General features: G+C 60.5%; 14 protein-coding genes. 5 read left to right on the top strand and 9 right to left on the bottom strand.

Annotated features, from left to right (window positions below):
* Nucleotides 1–329 precede the first annotated feature (329 nt).
* Nucleotides 330–590 carry a hypothetical protein gene (locus FEM54_RS07745; RefSeq protein ID WP_017137997.1) on the top strand — a complete coding sequence of 87 codons (261 nt, stop codon included), beginning with the start codon at nt 330–332 and terminating at the stop codon, nt 588–590.
* Between the two features lie 54 nt (nt 591–644).
* On the opposite strand, the gene fdhA is transcribed toward FEM54_RS07745, so the two are convergent.
* The 7 genes from fdhA to glyA form a co-directional block, all read right to left on the bottom strand.
* Nucleotides 645–1,844, bottom strand: coding sequence for a formaldehyde dehydrogenase, glutathione-independent (gene fdhA, locus FEM54_RS07750; protein ID WP_017137993.1), 1,200 nt, complete (start codon nt 1,842–1,844; stop codon nt 645–647).
* 183 nt (nt 1,845–2,027) lie between these two features.
* Nucleotides 2,028–2,885 (bottom strand): formyltetrahydrofolate deformylase, encoded by an 858-nt coding sequence (gene purU / locus FEM54_RS07755; protein WP_056857793.1) that lies wholly within the window; start codon nt 2,883–2,885, stop codon nt 2,028–2,030.
* Between the two features lie 123 nt (nt 2,886–3,008).
* Nucleotides 3,009–3,641 (bottom strand): sarcosine oxidase subunit gamma, encoded by a 633-nt coding sequence (locus tag FEM54_RS07765; protein WP_099550387.1) that lies wholly within the window; start codon nt 3,639–3,641, stop codon nt 3,009–3,011.
* Nucleotides 3,642–3,765: 124 nt separating this feature from the next.
* Nucleotides 3,766–6,783 carry a sarcosine oxidase subunit alpha gene (locus FEM54_RS07770; RefSeq protein WP_017137990.1) on the bottom strand — a complete coding sequence of 1,006 codons (3,018 nt, stop codon included), beginning with the start codon at nt 6,781–6,783 and terminating at the stop codon, nt 3,766–3,768.
* A complete protein-coding gene (locus tag FEM54_RS07775) occupies nt 6,780–7,082 on the bottom strand; it encodes a sarcosine oxidase subunit delta (RefSeq protein ID WP_015886243.1) in 303 nt (100 codons plus the stop codon). Before FEM54_RS07775 ends, FEM54_RS07770 begins: the two co-directional genes overlap by 4 nt.
* A 15-nt stretch (nt 7,083–7,097) precedes the next feature.
* Nucleotides 7,098–8,348 (bottom strand): sarcosine oxidase subunit beta, encoded by a 1,251-nt coding sequence (locus FEM54_RS07780; RefSeq protein WP_010207084.1) that lies wholly within the window; start codon nt 8,346–8,348, stop codon nt 7,098–7,100.
* A 22-nt stretch (nt 8,349–8,370) separates the two neighbouring features.
* Nucleotides 8,371–9,624, bottom strand: coding sequence for a serine hydroxymethyltransferase (gene glyA / locus FEM54_RS07785; RefSeq protein ID WP_099550385.1), 1,254 nt, complete (start codon nt 9,622–9,624; stop codon nt 8,371–8,373).
* Nucleotides 9,625–10,069: 445 nt separating this feature from the next.
* Between glyA and FEM54_RS07790 the strand changes: the two genes are divergently transcribed.
* Nucleotides 10,070–11,596 (top strand): NAD(P)/FAD-dependent oxidoreductase, encoded by a 1,527-nt coding sequence (locus tag FEM54_RS07790; protein ID WP_240792722.1) that lies wholly within the window; start codon nt 10,070–10,072, stop codon nt 11,594–11,596.
* On the opposite strand, the gene FEM54_RS07795 is transcribed toward FEM54_RS07790, so the two are convergent.
* Nucleotides 11,561–12,289 carry a TraX family protein gene (locus tag FEM54_RS07795; protein WP_017137987.1) on the bottom strand — a complete coding sequence of 243 codons (729 nt, stop codon included), beginning with the start codon at nt 12,287–12,289 and terminating at the stop codon, nt 11,561–11,563. The genes FEM54_RS07790 and FEM54_RS07795 overlap by 36 nt on opposite strands.
* A gap of 90 nt (nt 12,290–12,379) precedes the next feature.
* Here FEM54_RS07795 and FEM54_RS07800 point away from each other — a divergent pair, with 90 nt between their 5' ends.
* The 3 genes from FEM54_RS07800 (at nt 12,380) to FEM54_RS07810 (ending at nt 14,473) form a co-directional block, all read left to right on the top strand.
* Nucleotides 12,380–13,420 (top strand): threonine aldolase family protein, encoded by a 1,041-nt coding sequence (locus tag FEM54_RS07800; protein WP_017137986.1) that lies wholly within the window; start codon nt 12,380–12,382, stop codon nt 13,418–13,420.
* A 183-nt stretch (nt 13,421–13,603) separates the two neighbouring features.
* Complete coding sequence (locus FEM54_RS07805) at nt 13,604–13,804, top strand: hypothetical protein (RefSeq protein ID WP_017137985.1); 201 nt, start codon at nt 13,604–13,606, stop codon at nt 13,802–13,804.
* Between the two features lie 135 nt (nt 13,805–13,939).
* Nucleotides 13,940–14,473, top strand: a complete 534-nt coding sequence (locus FEM54_RS07810) for an REP-associated tyrosine transposase (RefSeq protein WP_026013773.1) — start codon at nt 13,940–13,942, stop codon at nt 14,471–14,473.
* A gap of 360 nt (nt 14,474–14,833) precedes the next feature.
* Here the strand turns inward: FEM54_RS07810 and FEM54_RS07815 are convergent.
* Nucleotides 14,834–15,433, bottom strand: a 600-nt coding sequence (locus FEM54_RS07815; RefSeq protein WP_138450303.1) for a flavin reductase family protein, incomplete at its 5' end; no start/stop codon positions are given.

Raw genomic sequence — 15,433 nt, forward strand, 5'->3', positions numbered from 1 at the left:
CCGCCATCGCAGGCAAGCCAGCTCCCACATTTGAGCTTCATTGGCCGAGCGACTTGCTCCCGGCGGAGGATGGCGCTTATAGTTCGGCGGTCGTCCATATGGCGACACGGGTTTGGCGACTCGATTGAAATAATGCATGCAAAAGCACCTGCTCCTTTGCTGGTGCTTTTGCACGCGTAAGGCTGCTTTATGGCGGCTGTGCGCGGGAGACCTTCGGGTCTGCCGGCCTTTGCTTTATTTCACCGGTTCGCCAACCTGCGTACAGCTGCCACCCATTCGTTTGGCGACGTGTGAGTGGTAGCCTCACTCTCTGAAATAAAGGTTAAAACATGAACCGATACATGCCGCTCACCGGCCACGACGCCACCACGCCCTCCCTGCTCATCGACACCCAAGTCCCGCTCGACGTGCTCCACGACGCCGCCGTCTACCGCATCCGCGCCGTCACCCAAGTCATGGAAAACCTGGCGTTTCGCGAAGGCCTGAACACCGACAACCTCGTCCTCCAGGACTTCGCCCTGCTCTGCGCCATTCCGTTGCGTGATGGCTGTGATCTGCTGGATGTCATCAGCCGACGCCTACAGGCCTAAACACCAGACGCAAAAAGGGCGACCCACAGGTCGCCCTTTTATTTGCCCCAAGCCTTACGCCGCGCTAAACATCTTATGCGGATCAATCACAAACTTCTTCGGCACGCCCGCATCAAACTCGCCATACCCACGTGGCGCGTCATCCAGGCTGATCACCTGCACGCCGACGATTTCCGCAATGTTGATGCGATCCCACATGATCGCCTGCATCAGTGCGCGGTTGTACTTCATCACCGGCGTTTGCCCGGTGTGGAAGCTGTGGGATTTGGCCCAGCCCAGCCCAAAGCGAATGCTCAGGCTGCCCATTTTGGCGGCAGCATCAACAGCACCTGGATCTTCGGTAACGTACAGCCCAGGGATACCGATTTTGCCCGCCACACGCACCACGCCCATCAGCGAGTTGAGCACGGTGGCCGGTGCTTCGGCCTTGGCGCCTTCATGGCCGTGGCCACGGGCTTCGAAGCCTACGGCATCTACCGCGCAGTCCACTTCCGGCTCGCCCAGCAAGGCAGCGATTTGTTCGTGCAGTGGGGTGTCTTTGGACAGGTCGGCAATTTCAAAACCCTGGGCCTTGGCGTGGGCCAGGCGGATCGGGTTGACGTCGCCGATGATCACTACCGCTGCGCCGAGCAGGCGGGCGGAGGCGGCAGCGGCCAGGCCAACAGGGCCGGCGCCTGCGATGTAGACGGTGCTGCCTGGGCCAACGCCGGCAGTGACGGCGCCGTGGTAGCCGGTCGGCAGGATGTCGGAGAGGCAGGTCAGGTCACGGATTTTCTCCATGGCCTTGTCGCGGTCCGGCAGTTTCAGCAGGTTGAAGTCGGCATACGGCACCAGCACGTATTCGGCCTGGCCGCCGGTCCAGTCGCCCATGTCGACATAGCCGTAGGCGCCACCGGCACGGGCCGGGTTGACGGTGAGGCACACGCCGGTGTGTTGTTCTTTGCACGAGCGGCAGCGGCCGCACGCCACGTTGAATGGCACCGACACCAGGTCACCGATCTTCAGGTTCTCGACGTCGCTGCCCTTCTCGATCACTTCGCCGGTGATTTCATGCCCCAGTACCAGGCCGGTCTGGGCAGTGGTGCGGCCGCGCACCATGTGTTGGTCGGAGCCGCAGATGTTGGTGGAGACCACGCGCAGGATGACGCCGTGCTCAATCTTCCTGCCACGGGGGTCCTGCATTTTGGGATAGTCGATTTTCTGTACTTCGACCTTGCCGTTGCCGAGATACACGACACCACGATTACCAGACATGCTTTCACCTCGCTGTTGTTTTTATGGAACCGCGTCGCCCAGGCAGGCGGCGCGTTTAAGTGCTCGGGTACAGATGCTGTTTCCTTGTGTTGGTGCTGATGGCCTCATCGCAGGCAAGCCAGCTCCCACATTCAAAAGTATTCACACATCAAATATGGGAGCGGGCTTGCCCGCGATAGCAATCTAAAGAACGACAGTTCGATTGGCGTTCAAAAACACCCGCCGCTCAATGTGATACCCCACTGCACGCGCCAACGTCAGCCCTTCAATATCACGCCCCTTGGCAATCAAGTCCTCGGGATAGTGGCTGTGATCCACCACCTCCACGCCCTGGGCGATGATCGGGCCTTCATCCAAATCGTTGTTGATGTAATGCGCCGTGGCGCCCACCAGTTTCACGCCCTTGTTGTAGGCCTGGTGATACGGCTTGGCGCCTTTGAAACCGGGCAGCAACGAGTGGTGAATGTTGATGGCCTTGCCATCGAGCTTGCGGCACAGCTCCGGCGACAGCACTTGCATATAGCGCGCAAGAATCACCAGTTCGGCGCCGGTCTCTTCAATCACTTGCCACACCTGACGCTCCTGGGACGGTTTGTCGTTGGGGTCGAGGGGGAAATGGTAGTAGGGAATCTGGTGCCAGTCGGCCAAAGGTTTTAAATCAGGGTGGTTGGACACCACCGCGACCACGTCCATCGACAGTTGGCCGATGCGTTGGCGATACAGCAAATCGTTCAGGCAGTGATCGGCCTTGGACACCATGATCACCACTTTTGGCCGGTAGTTCGGCGCCGTCAGCTCGAAGATCATGCCAAAGGCTTCACCGCGCGTGGCCAAGCCATCGCGGAAGGCTTGCTCGTCAAAACCCTCAGGTTGACGAAATTCCACGCGGATAAAAAACCGGCCCGAGAGACGGTCATCGAACGAATGGTGCTCGGTGACGTAGCAGCCCTGCTCAAACAGGTAGCGGGTGACCGCGTCCACCGTGCCGAGCACGCTGGGGCAGTCGGCGGTCAAAATCCATGTGTCGGGTGCGCGGCTCATTGTGCGTGACTCCTTGATCGTTCCCACGCTCTGCGTGGGAATGCCGCCATGGACGCTCTGCGTCCGCTCTTGGGACGCGGAGCGTCCCGGGATGCATTCCCACGCAGAGCGTGGGAACGATCGTTATGCAACGACATTCAGGCCAAATTCGGCGGACGCATCCTGCAGCCACAACCACCAGTAATCCGAAAAGCTGCGACGAATCAGCAGCTCCCAGGTGTCTTCAGCCGTGTGGCGGATCACCAGCTGCGACTTGGCGAACACCGTGCCCACCGCCTTGCCCACCGGGAAGTTATTAGGGTGCACGTCGTAGCTGGTGGACTTCATCAGTACGTCGCGCACGTTCGGGCCGCTGAGTTCGAGGATCTGCTGGCCGCCGCTGACGTTGACGATCTGGATATGCAGCTCACCGAGGGCAGCGCGCAGGTTTTGTTCGGCGGCAAACTCTTCACCGCTTGGCACGATCAACAGCCACTCATCCGGGCCGAGCCATTGCAGGCTGGTTTCACCTTTGACGATCACTTGCAAGGCACCAGGCAGTTCGATGCCGAGGGCTTTGTGCACACCGGCGGCGAACGCGGCGTCATGGCCATCGCCACGAATCGTCAGGTGGCCGAGGAGTTTCTTTTCACGCACGGTCACGCCGGCGTTCTTGCGGCCCTTGCCGACCAGGCTGGCGAGGTCGGCATGGTGCAGCGACGACTCGGCCTTGGCGCCGGTGGTGGGGCGTTGTTGGTAAACATTGGCTGCTGTCATAAAGCACCTGTTCTGAATTCTGTGGTGACTGCTCTGGCCTCATCGCGGGCAAGCCCGGCTCCCACAGGGGAACGCATTCCAAATGTGGGAGCTGGCTTGCCTGCGATGCAGGCGACTCGGTCTATCAGATGTTCTGCCGCTCGCCTTTCGGGTCGAAGAACACCGAGGACACAATCTCTGCCTCGATCACGCTGCCATCCGCCTGCGGTGAGAACACTCGCTCACCCATACGCTTCAAGCCGCCCTTGACCACCGCCATCGCAAATGAATAACCCAGCGAGTTGTGCGCATAGCTTGAGGTCACATGGCCGACCATCTTCATCGGGATCGACTGTTTAGGGTCGAACACCAACTGCGCGCCTTCCGGCAGCCATACATTCGGGTCAATCGGCTTCAAGCCCACCAACTGCTTACGTTCTTCACGCACGCAGTCTTCACGGTTCATCCCGCGCCAGCCGATCCACGAGAACGGTTTGGTACGGCCTACGCACCAGCCCATGTTCAGGTCGTCCGGGGTCATCGAGCCGTCGGTGTCTTGCCCGACGATGATGAAACCCTTCTCGGCGCGCAGTACGTGCATGGTCTCGGTGCCGTAAGGCGTCAGGTTGTACTTCTTGCCGGCCGCAACGATCTGTTCGAGCACGCCCATGGCGTAGTCGGCCTGCACGTTGACTTCGTACGACAGCTCGCCGGTAAACGAGATACGGAACACCCGCGCCGGTACGCCGCCAACCAGGCCTTCCTTCCAGGTCATGAACGGGAAACCGTCCTTATCCAGGTCGATGTCGGTGACTTCGGCCAGCAGTTTGCGGCTGTTGGGGCCGGACAAGGTCATGGTCGCCCAGTGGTCGGTGACCGAGGTGAAGTACACCTTGAGGTCTGGCCACTCGGTCTGCTGGTAGATTTCCAGCCACTGGAGTACGCGTGCCGCGCCGCCGGTGGTGGTGGTCATCAGGAAGTGGTTGTCGGCGAGACAGGCGGTGACGCCGTCGTCGAAGACCATGCCGTCTTCCTTGCACATCAGGCCGTAGCGGGCCTTGCCCACGTCGAGCTTGGTCCAGGCGTTGCTGTAGATGCGGTTGAGGAACTCGCGGGCATCCGGGCCTTGAATATCGATCTTGCCGAGGGTGGACGCATCCAGCAGGCCGACGCTGTCGCGTACCGCCAGGCATTCGCGCTTCACGGCGGCGTGCAGGTCTTCACCGTTACGCGGGAAGTACCAAGGGCGTTTCCATTGGCCGACATCTTCAAACTCGGCGCCGTTTTTAACGTGCCAGGCTTGCAGCGCGGTGTAGCGCACCGGCTCAAAAATGTGCCCACAGTGACGGCCCGCCACGGCGCCGAAGGTCACCGGCGTGTAGTTGGGGCGGAACATCGTGGTGCCCATCTGCGGGATGGTCACGTTCAGCGAGCGGGCCGCAATGGCCAGGCCGTTGACGTTGCCGAGCTTGCCCTGATCGGTGCCGAAGCCCAGCGCGGTGTAGCGCTTGACGTGCTCGACCGACTCGAACCCTTCGCGGGTCGCCAGCTCAATGGCGGCAGCGGTGACGTCGTTTTGCAGGTCGACAAATTGCTTCGGCGCCCGTGCGGTCGGCTTGTCATGGGGCACCTGGTAAATGCCCAGGGTTGGCTCTTCCAGACGGCTCAAGGCTTTTGGCAGCGTGCCTTCCACCGGTGCAAACCCGGCTTCGCTGGCTGCGCGCACGCCGCCTTCAAAACCATCGGCCAGGGAATCGCCGAGGCCGTAGACGCCATTGATACCGCCGACGCACACACGTTTTTGCGGGGCTTCGCCTGGCACAAAACCGAGGATGTCTTCACGCCAGGTCGGCTTGCCGCCCAGGTGCGAAGCCAGGTGAACCACTGGGCTGTAGCCGCCGGAACTGGCCACCAGGTCGCAGTCCAGCCACTCGCCGGGGCTGGTGACTTTGTGTGCTTTGACGTCAATCGCCGCCACGCGTGCAGCGGTCACGTGCTTGCTGCCACGGGCTTCGATCACGGCGCTGCCGGTGAGGATGCGAATTCCTTTGGCGCGGGCTTCTTCCACCAGGGCGCCGCGTGGGTTGTGACGCACATCAGCCACGGCGACCACTTGCAGGCCCGCATCAAGCCAGTCCAGCGCGACGCGGTAGGCGTGGTCGTTGTTGGTCGACAGCACCAGTTTTTTGCCCGGTGCCACACCGTAGCGGCGCACGTAGGTAGAGACTGCACCGGCGAGCATATTGCCCGGCACGTCGTTGTTGCCATACACCAACGGACGCTCGCACGCACCGGTCGCCAGCACCACGCGCTTGGCACGCACACGGTGGATGCGCTGACGCACCTGGCCAATCGGCGCACGGTCACCGAGGTGGTCGGTGAGGCGTTCGTGAATGGTCAGGAAGTTGTGGTCGTGGTAGCCATTGACGGTGGCACGCGGCAGCAACACCACGTCCGGCAGGGCTTTGAGTTCCGCGATCACGCTGGCAACCCATTCGGCCGCCGGCTTGCCGTCGAGGCTTTCACGTGAGTCCAGCAAGGAGCCGCCGAATTCTTCCTGTTCGTCAGCAATAATCACGCGGGCACCGCTGCGCGCAGCGGCCAATGCCGCGGCCAGGCCAGCAGGGCCGGCACCCACAATCAGCACGTCGCAATGACGGTTGAAGTTGTCGTAGGTGTCCGGGTCATTCTCGGTCGGCGAGCGGCCAAGGCCCGCAGCCTTACGAATGTACTTCTCGTAAGTCATCCAGAACGATTGCGGGTACATGAAGGTTTTGTAGTAGAAACCCGGCGGCATCAGCTTGCCGCCGACTTTGCCAAGAATGCCCATCACGTCATTGTTAACGTTCGGCCAGCCGTTGGTGCTGGTGGCGACCAAACCTTGGTACAGCGCCTGTTGCGTGGCGCGCACGTTGGGAATCTGGGTGGCTTCGGTGGCGCCGATCTGCAGCACCGCGTTCGGTTCTTCGGCGCCCGCTGCAAAGATGCCGCGCGGGCGCGAGTACTTGAAGCTGCGGCCGATGATGTCGACGCCGTTGGCCAGCAGGGCTGCGGCCAGGGTATCGCCCTCAAAGCCCTTGTAGCTCTGGCCGTTGAAGGTAAACGTCAGGGCTTTGTTGCGGTCGATGCGGCCACCGTTGGACAGGCGATTGATCTGGCTCATACCTTCTCTCCAGCAGCCTTGGCGGTGAATTGCGGCTTGGTGCCGATCTTGTAGGTTTCAAGAATTTCGTAGGTCAGGGTGTCGCGGGTGGCGTTGAAGTACTGACGGCAACCGGCGGCATGGATCCACAGCTCGTGATGCAGCCCGCGTGGGTTGTCACGGAAGAACATGTAGTCGCCCCACTCTTCATCGGTGCAGGCGTTCGGGTCCAGCGGGCGCGGGATGTGCGCTTGGCCGGACGCGTGGAATTCCTCTTCGGAGCGCAGTTCGCCACAGTGAGGACAGAAGATATGCAACATAGGGAATTTCTCCTGTTAGTGGGCGACGGCCGCAGCGCCGTGTTCGTCGATCAACGCACCGTTGTGGAAACGGTCGATGGAGAATGGCGCTGCCAATGGGTGCATTTCACCCTTGGCGAGGCTGGCGGCAAACACGTTGCCTGAGCCTGGAGTGGCTTTAAAACCGCCGGTGCCCCAGCCGCAGTTGAAGAACATGTTCGGCACCGGGGTTTTGGAGATGATCGGGCAGGCGTCCGGCGTGGTGTCGACGATGCCGCCCCACTGGCGGTTCATGCGCACCCGCGACAGCACCGGGAACATCTCGACGATGGCCTGGATGGTGTGTTCGATTACCGGGTAAGAACCACGCTGGCCGTAGCCGTTGTAGCCGTCGATACCTGCGCCGATCACCAGGTCGCCCTTGTCGGACTGGCTGATGTAACCGTGCACGGCGTTGGACATGATCACGCTGTCGATAATCGGCTTGATCGGCTCGGACACCAGCGCTTGCAGCGGGTGGGATTCGATCGGCAGGCGGAAGCCGGCGAGCGAGGCCATGTGCCCGGAGTTACCGGCAGTGACCACACCCACGCGCTTGGCGCCAATAAAACCCTTGTTGGTTTCGACGCCGATGCACACGCCGTTTTCCTTGCGAAAGCCGATCACTTCGGTCTGCTGGATCAGGTCCACGCCGAGTGCGTCAGCGGCGCGCGCGAAGCCCCAGGCCACGGCATCGTGGCGGGCTACGCCGCCGCGCCGTTGCACGGTGGCGCCGAGTACCGGGTAGCGGGTGTTTTTTGAGCAGTCGAGGTACGGGATCTCGTCGGCCACTTGTTTGGCGTTGAGCAACTCGCCGTCCACGCCGTTGAGGCGGTTGGCGCTCACGCGGCGTTCGGAGTCACGGATGTCTTGCAGGGTGTGGCACAGGTTGTAGACGCCACGCTGGGAGAACATCACGTTGTAGTTCAGGTCCTGGGACAGGCCTTCCCACAGTTTCATCGCGTGTTCGTACAGGTGCGCCGACTCGTCCCACAGGTAGTTGGAACGCACGATGGTGGTGTTGCGCGCGGTGTTACCGCCGCCCAGCCAGCCTTTCTCGACCACGGCCACGTTGGTGATGCCGTGCTCTTTGGCCAAATAGTAAGCCGTCGCCAGACCATGCCCGCCGCCGCCGACGATAACCACGTCGTAGACCTTTTTCGGTGTGGGCGTGCGCCACATCTTCTGCCAGTTTTCGTGGTGGCTGAGTGAGTGCTTGAAGAGGCCGAAGCCCGAGTAGCGTTGCATAGTCATTACTCCAAAACCGCGCTCAGCGATAAACCGGGAAATCAGCGCACAGGGCAGACACGTGCTTGGCCACGTTGGCCTCGACATCGGCGTCGCCGAGGTTGTCGAGGATGTCGCAGATCCAGCCGGCCAGCTCGATGCATTGCGGCACCTTGAAACCCCGCGTGGTCACCGCCGGGGTGCCGATGCGCAGGCCCGAGGTCACGAACGGCGACTGCGGGTCATTCGGCACGGCGTTCTTGTTGACGGTGATGTGGGCGCGGCCGAGGGCAGCGTCCGCGTCTTTGCCGGTAAGGCCCTGGCGGATCAGGCTGACCAGGAACAGGTGGTTATCGGTGCCGCCGGACACCACGTCGTAGCCGCGCTTGATAAACACGTCTGCCATGGCCTGGGCGTTGTCGATCACCTGTTGTTGGTAAGCCTTGAAACCGGGCTCCAGCGCTTCCTTGAAGCACACGGCCTTGCCGGCGATAACGTGCATCAGCGGGCCGCCCTGGGCGCCGGGGAACACGGCAGCGTTGAGTTTCTTCTCGATGGCTTCGTTGGCCTTGGCCAGGATCAAACCGCCACGTGGGCCGCGCAGGGTTTTGTGGGTGGTGGTGGTGACCACATCGGCGTAAGGCAGCGGGTTCGGGTACAGGCCCGCGGCAACCAGGCCGGCGACGTGGGCCATATCGACGAACAGCAGTGCGCCAACCTTGTCGGCGATCTGACGGAAGCGCGGAAAATCGAGGGTCTTGGAGTAAGCGGAGAAACCGGCCACGATCATTTTCGGCTGGCATTCGACGGCCAGGCGCTCAACTTCGTCGTAGTCGATCAAACCGGTATCGGTGTTGATGCCGTACTGCACGGCGTTGTACAGCTTGCCCGAGGACGACACTTTGGCGCCGTGGGTCAAGTGGCCGCCGTGGGCCAGGCTCATGCCCAGGATGGTGTCACCGGCATTGATCAGCGCCAGGTACACCGCGCTGTTGGCGGACGAACCGGAGTGTGGCTGCACGTTGGCGTAATCAGCGCCGAACAGTTGTTTGGCGCGCTCGATGGCCAGGGCTTCAACCTTGTCCACATGCTCGCAGCCGCCGTAGTAGCGCTTGCCTGGGTAGCCTTCGGCGTATTTGTTGGTCAGGCCGCTGCCCTGGGCTTCCATGACGCGTTTGCTGGTGTAGTTCTCTGACGCGATCAGCTCGATATGGTCTTCCTGACGCTGCTCCTCGGCATTCATCGCCGCCAGCAATGCGTCGTCATACCCTTGGATCTGGTCTTTTTTGCTGAACATCGCGTCTCTCCCAGCCTTTCGTATTGTTGAGGCCCTCGCAGGGCCCTTTGATGCGATGGTAGGGCTGGCGCAGCGAGGTCAAATGCCTACGCACGCCACGCAAAGGTGCGTTTACGACATGGCTTCGCGGGTGGGCGATAAAACACGCAGATGGCTCGGGCCGCCTGAAGATTTAGAAACAGAAACCTGACACTTTAAGCCTCACACGCCTGAAAACTTGGCTACGCTTGCCACTCAAACAGCGCCAGCTCATGTATTCGACGCTTTCACTGTTCAGTCGAACAGATTGAACGCCCTACACCGTTGAGGAACGCGGGCATGGCGCTCGACTCTTCGCCCAACCTGGCCACGCCGCTGACGCAAAGCGTTACACCTGCACGGTGCGCGTGGTGCCTTCCCCGATGCGAGCGCAGGGATATTCGCGCCAGGCTGGGATGTTGGCCTTGTGACGACTGACCCCGAATTGGGCAGCGTGGCGCACCTGGCAGCGTACAGGCTGGGCAGCCCATTCCCCGAGGATGCCAAGCTCTGCGCAGCGTTGAGTTCATTCTGGCCTGCAGTTGCATCAGACTCAGCACAAGCCTATCCACCAAACGTCGGGGCGGGTCCGACCGTAAAACCAATGCTGGATCAGGAGATCGGCAAAAGTGCCGGTTTCCCGTGGGATGGCGTACCCGCTCCGAAAAAATACGTCGCCAATTACGCGCCCCATAGAGCGTACGAAACTTACTTCTATACCGACTACACAGAGAACGCGCTGAACGGGAAGTTCTCATTGGCACTCACAGGCAAAGTCGACTCGCAGGAATATCAACGGCGAATCGATGCTTTCCGGCGCGTCAAACTGTCATTGAGCACCACACCTGGAAATTGGTTTATCGACACATTCAGCATGGCAACGCCCGACAGCGCAGGCCGCTATGACGTGATCATAATAGGTGCCGGCCCGGCGGGTTGCTCGGCGGCCATTTGCTGCGCTCAACAGGGCTTGAAAGTGGCACTGATTGAGCGCCTGTCTTTTCCGCGCCACCGCCCGGGTGAAACCCTGCACCCCGGCTTAGAGCCTCTGCTTCAGCAACTGGGTGTGGCTGAAAAAATCCGCGGCGACGCCTTCGTCCGGCCTGCGGGTACTTGGGTGAGGTGGGACACTGAACGACACTTTGTGCCTTTCGGGCAAGACCAAAACGGACCTTGGCGGGGGTTTCAGATTCCCCGAGCAATGCTGGACGGGTTGCTGCTGGATCGAGCAGCCGCGTCAGGTGTCCACGTCCTGCAACCCTGCCAGGCAAAGACCGTGTTGCAGATAAAAGATCGAGTGGTGGGCCTCCAGACCCAGGCCGGGAAACTGTTTTGCAGGCACCTTATTGATGCCAGTGGCGCTCACGGCTGGCTTGCACGCCAATTAAGGCTGACATCGCGTCGCTGCTCGCCCCCGCTGACCGCCGTGTATGGCTATAAGCGAGGAACAGTCCAGGAAAATACGCTCGGCATCTTCGCAGACCCATCGGGCTGGTATTGGACCGCTCATATCGGCCAGCAGCTTTATCACTGGACGAGACTGCGCTTTATGCAAGATAAATCACCGAAGATGGCGGCTGTTCCGGCCTGTTTTGAACACTTACCGTGTGAAGGAACGATCCGGGGGGCAGATGTCACTTGGTCAATCTGTGATCAGGCAGCGGGTAACGGCTATTTCATCATCGGAGACGCAGCCAGCAGGTTGGACCCGGGCGCCTCTCATGGCGTACTCAAGGCGCTGATGTCAGGAATGATGGCTGCGCAATGTATTGCCGACGAAAGCCTCAACCCAACGCACAGGCAGGCTATTTCACTTCAATATTGCCAGTGGCTGCGAGATTGGTTCGAGCGCGACGTACAAAAAATGCGCGATTTCTATGCGGCTCATCCGTTCCCACCTTGTTGGCTCGAGTCGATGTCAGCCAATGGCCTTTCGAACCCCCAACAAAAGTAAAAAATGTAACGGATACAGCGCGTAAGCCCAGCGGCGCATCGCCGGTGGCGAGACGTTTTTGCCGTGTCGCAACAAGACCAAACCCGCCAAGGGCGCAATCAGGCAAGCGGCCAACCCCATCAGCGCCACAGGCGTGCCGCTATTGAGCAGAACCTGCCATTGATTGGCGGCCACGCAGACCAAACCCGGCAACACGCTGAAATACCATGGCCGGTTAAACACCAGCAGCATCGCCAGCGGCAGTAACACACCGAAAAACCCGAACATCAGCTGGGCAGAAAACAGCGCCGCGATGACTAGGGCAATCAGCGCCAATCCTCGATCAAAAAGCACCTTCTGCTGCCATCCTCGGGCAACCAGCAACCCCAGCGCCAACGTCGGCAAGACGTTCAATGTATCGGCATCCTCGATAAACATTCGGTAGGGCACTTCACTGATCACACTGAACAGCAACAGCCAGCCCAGGTAGCGCCACTGGCCGGTGACGGGAGCATTGGCGACCCGGTGCAAATTGGCTGCAATCGCCAGGCAAAACCACGGAAACGCCAGGCGCCCCGGCACGTACAGGCCGTCCAGGCTCAAACCGACATAACGCAAGTGGTCGAGCACCATGCTCAGCAGCGCCAGCCACTTGAGCAGATCCAGTGCGCCATCGCGGACGCGTCCGACAGCCAACGTGTGTGTACCGTGCATAATTCCCCAGTGACTTTGCATTTACAGTGCGTGCGCACCCGCGACAATCTTGGTTACAGTGCGCACCAACATCGACCACAGGAATGGGCCATGACCGACAATAGCCAACAATTCGCCAGCGACAACTATTCCGGCATCTGCCCGGAAGCCTGGGCCGCCATGGAACAAGCCAACCAGGGCCATCAACGCGCCTACGGCGACGATGAGTGGACCCACCGTGCCGCCGACGGTTTCCGCAATTTGTTCGAAACCGACTGTGAAGTGTTCTTCGCCTTCAACGGCACCGCGGCCAACTCCCTGGCGCTGTCTTCGCTGTGCCAGAGCTACCATAGCGTGATTTGCTCGGAAACCGCCCACGTCGAAACCGACGAATGCGGTGCGCCGGAGTTCTTCTCCAACGGCTCCAAGCTGCTCACCGCCCGCACCGAAAACGGCAAGCTGACGCCCGAATCGATCCGCGAGATCGCCCTCAAGCGCCAGGACATCCACTACCCCAAACCGCGCGTGGTCACCCTCACCCAAGCCACGGAAGTGGGCAGCGTGTATACCCCGGAAGAAATCCGCGCCATCAGCGTCACCTGCAAAGAGCTGGGCCTGAACCTGCACATGGACGGCGCGCGCTTCTCCAACGCCTGCGCGTTCCTGGGCTGCTCGCCGGCCGACCTGACCTGGAAAGCCGGTGTGGATGTACTGTGTTTCGGCGGCACCAAAAACGGCATGGCAGTAGGCGAAGCCATCCTGTTCTTCAACCACAAACTGGCTGAAGACTTCGATTACCGCTGCAAACAGGCCGGCCAGTTGGCCTCGAAAATGCGCTTCCTCTCCGCCCCATGGGTGGGCCTGCTGGAAAACGATGCCTGGCTCAAACACGCCCGCCACGCCAACCAATGCGCACAATTGCTCAGCAGCCTGGTGGCGGACATTCCCGGCGTGGAACTGATGTTCCCGGTACAGGCCAACGGCGTGTTCCTGCAACTCTCGGAACCGGCCATCGCAGCGCTGACGGCCAAGGGCTGGCGCTTCTACACATTCATTGGCAAAGGTGGCGCACGGTTCATGTGTGCGTGGGATACCGAAGAAGAACGCGTAAGAGAATTAGCCGCAGACATTAGGGAAGTGATGAACGCTTAAGCCTCACGAATACTGGCGCATTGCCGAGACTGTTATTTGGTATTTCCGACAGCATCACAGTCCACTTTCATCGTCTAGCCTCTTGGAACCCGAAAGGAAAACGCCGCTGCAGCGGCCACCTTTCGGGCACAACTGCCTGCCGAATAATCGGTCGGAAACGGAAATCCAGCAGAGGGTTAGACCATGGAAGTTCAATGCTACAACACTAAAGCGTTGCAGGAAGGCAGTCTCAGCACCACGTTTGTGAGCTGGGATGAGTTCAGGAAACTGGCGAAAGTCGGTGACACCATCAGGGAGCCTTCAAGAACCCTGGTCATCACCGAAAAAACCTTTGAACTGACAGCATCAGGTGAGCAGTTCGCCATACAGATATACGCACGCTAACCAAGCTGACCCGATCGCTCCCACGCTCGCGCGGGCGCGATTAACTGAATGTACATGATCGTTCCCACGCTATGCGTGGGAATGCATCCCCGGACGCTCTGCGTCCAAGCCGCACCCAGATTCAAGGACGAATCCATGGGCAGAAGCCGCTACGTCATCACCGAACCCGAAAAGCCGCACTTCCTCACCTGCACCGTCATGGAGTGGCTACCGCTGTTCACCCGTGACTACATCGTTGGTCATCTTTTGGACTGCTGGCGATATCAACAAAACCACCATGCCCTGAATCTCTTCGGCTACGTCGTTCTCGAAAACCACTTGCACTTCGTCGCTCAGGCTCCCGACCTTGGCAAATGCGTGAGCCAATTCAAATCCTTTACCGCCCGTACCATCATTGATGATTTGCAGCGCCGAGGCGCAGAGCGTTTATTACAACGCCTGCGGTTCAGCAAACGGGCGCACAAGGTAGACCGGGCTTATCAACTTTGGCAGGAAGGCGCACACGCTGAGTTGGTGTACAGCGAGGGGGTGATGCACCAGAAACTTGATTACATTCACCACAACCCGGTGAAACGAGGATATGTGGACCTAGCCGAACACTGGCGGTATTCCAGTGCGCGCAATTACGCAGGGCAGGAAGGGCTCATCGAAATTCAACAGTGGCACTAGTGCCCGCCGCCCCTCTCTGCGTGAGAATGCCTCCTGGGGCGCTCCGCGTCCCGCTCTATGCGCATGGCTTGAATACTGGGCACTTTGTGACGCGGAGCGTCACGGGCTGCATTCCCACGCGGAGCGTGGGAACGATCGGGGACACTCAACCAGCTCGTTCCCACGCTCTGCGTGGGAATGCCTCCAGGGACGCTCCGCGTCCCGCCCTATGTGCATGGCTTGAATACTGGGCACTTTGTGACGCGGAGCTTCACGGGCTGCATTCCCACGCGGAGCGTGGGAACGATCGGGGACACTCAACCAGCTCGTTCCCACGTTCTGCGTGGGAATGCCTCCAGGGGCGCTCCGCGTCCCGCCCTATTAGAACTCGATGCGCACGTCGCCCTTCGGCACGCTGCAGCACGACAGGATGTAGCCTTCGGCTTCGTCTTCCTCGGTGATCCCGCCGTTGTGGTCCATCTCGACCTCCCCGCCCAGTTTCATCACCTTGCATGTTCCACAAATACCCATGCCGCACGCTTTAGGGATCAGCAGGCCAAGCTTGGCCGCGGCTGCGTGCACGGTTTCGCCCGGTGCCACGCGGATGCTTTTGCCGGAGGCGATGAATTCCACTTGATGCAGGTCTGCCAGGTCGATCTCTGGCGCGTCCGCTGCTTGCTCGGCTTGCTCCACCGCATCGGCGCGGGCTTCCGGCGGCGTGGCGCCGAAGGACTCCTCGTGATAGCGCGTCATGTCGAAGCCGGCGGCCTCCAGCAGGCGTTTCACTGCGCTCATGTACGGCGTAGGGCCGCAGCAGAACACTTCGCGCTCAAGGAAGTCCGGCACCATCAATTCCAGCATCTTGTGGTTCAAGTAACCGCGATAACCCGCCCAAGGCTCGCCCAGCCCGTGTTTTTCGCAGATCAGGTGCAGGCTGAAGTTGTCGATCCGCGACGCCATGTGCTCCAGCTCGCGGTGGTA

It is taken from the genome of Pseudomonas edaphica (assembly GCF_005863185.1).
Lineage (GTDB): Bacteria > Pseudomonadota > Gammaproteobacteria > Pseudomonadales > Pseudomonadaceae > Aquipseudomonas > Aquipseudomonas edaphica.

Excerpts from the sequence above, each read along its gene's own strand:
- FEM54_RS07745 (WP_017137997.1), top strand. The coding sequence starts at position 330 with ATGAACCGATACATGCCGCTCACCGGCCACGACGCCACCACGCCCTCC.
- fdhA (WP_017137993.1), bottom strand. The coding sequence starts at position 1,844 with ATGTCTGGTAATCGTGGTGTCGTGTATCTCGGCAACGGCAAGGTCGAA.
- purU (WP_056857793.1), bottom strand. The coding sequence starts at position 2,885 with ATGAGCCGCGCACCCGACACATGGATTTTGACCGCCGACTGCCCCAGC.
- FEM54_RS07765 (WP_099550387.1), bottom strand. The coding sequence starts at position 3,641 with ATGACAGCAGCCAATGTTTACCAACAACGCCCCACCACCGGCGCCAAG.
- FEM54_RS07770 (WP_017137990.1), bottom strand. The coding sequence starts at position 6,783 with ATGAGCCAGATCAATCGCCTGTCCAACGGTGGCCGCATCGACCGCAAC.
- FEM54_RS07775 (WP_015886243.1), bottom strand. The coding sequence starts at position 7,082 with ATGTTGCATATCTTCTGTCCTCACTGTGGCGAACTGCGCTCCGAAGAG.
- FEM54_RS07780 (WP_010207084.1), bottom strand. The coding sequence starts at position 8,348 with ATGCAACGCTACTCGGGCTTCGGCCTCTTCAAGCACTCACTCAGCCAC.
- glyA (WP_099550385.1), bottom strand. The coding sequence starts at position 9,624 with ATGTTCAGCAAAAAAGACCAGATCCAAGGGTATGACGACGCATTGCTG.
- FEM54_RS07795 (WP_017137987.1), bottom strand. The coding sequence starts at position 12,289 with ATGCACGGTACACACACGTTGGCTGTCGGACGCGTCCGCGATGGCGCA.
- FEM54_RS07800 (WP_017137986.1), top strand. The coding sequence starts at position 12,380 with ATGACCGACAATAGCCAACAATTCGCCAGCGACAACTATTCCGGCATC.
- FEM54_RS07805 (WP_017137985.1), top strand. The coding sequence starts at position 13,604 with ATGGAAGTTCAATGCTACAACACTAAAGCGTTGCAGGAAGGCAGTCTC.
- FEM54_RS07810 (WP_026013773.1), top strand. The coding sequence starts at position 13,940 with ATGGGCAGAAGCCGCTACGTCATCACCGAACCCGAAAAGCCGCACTTC.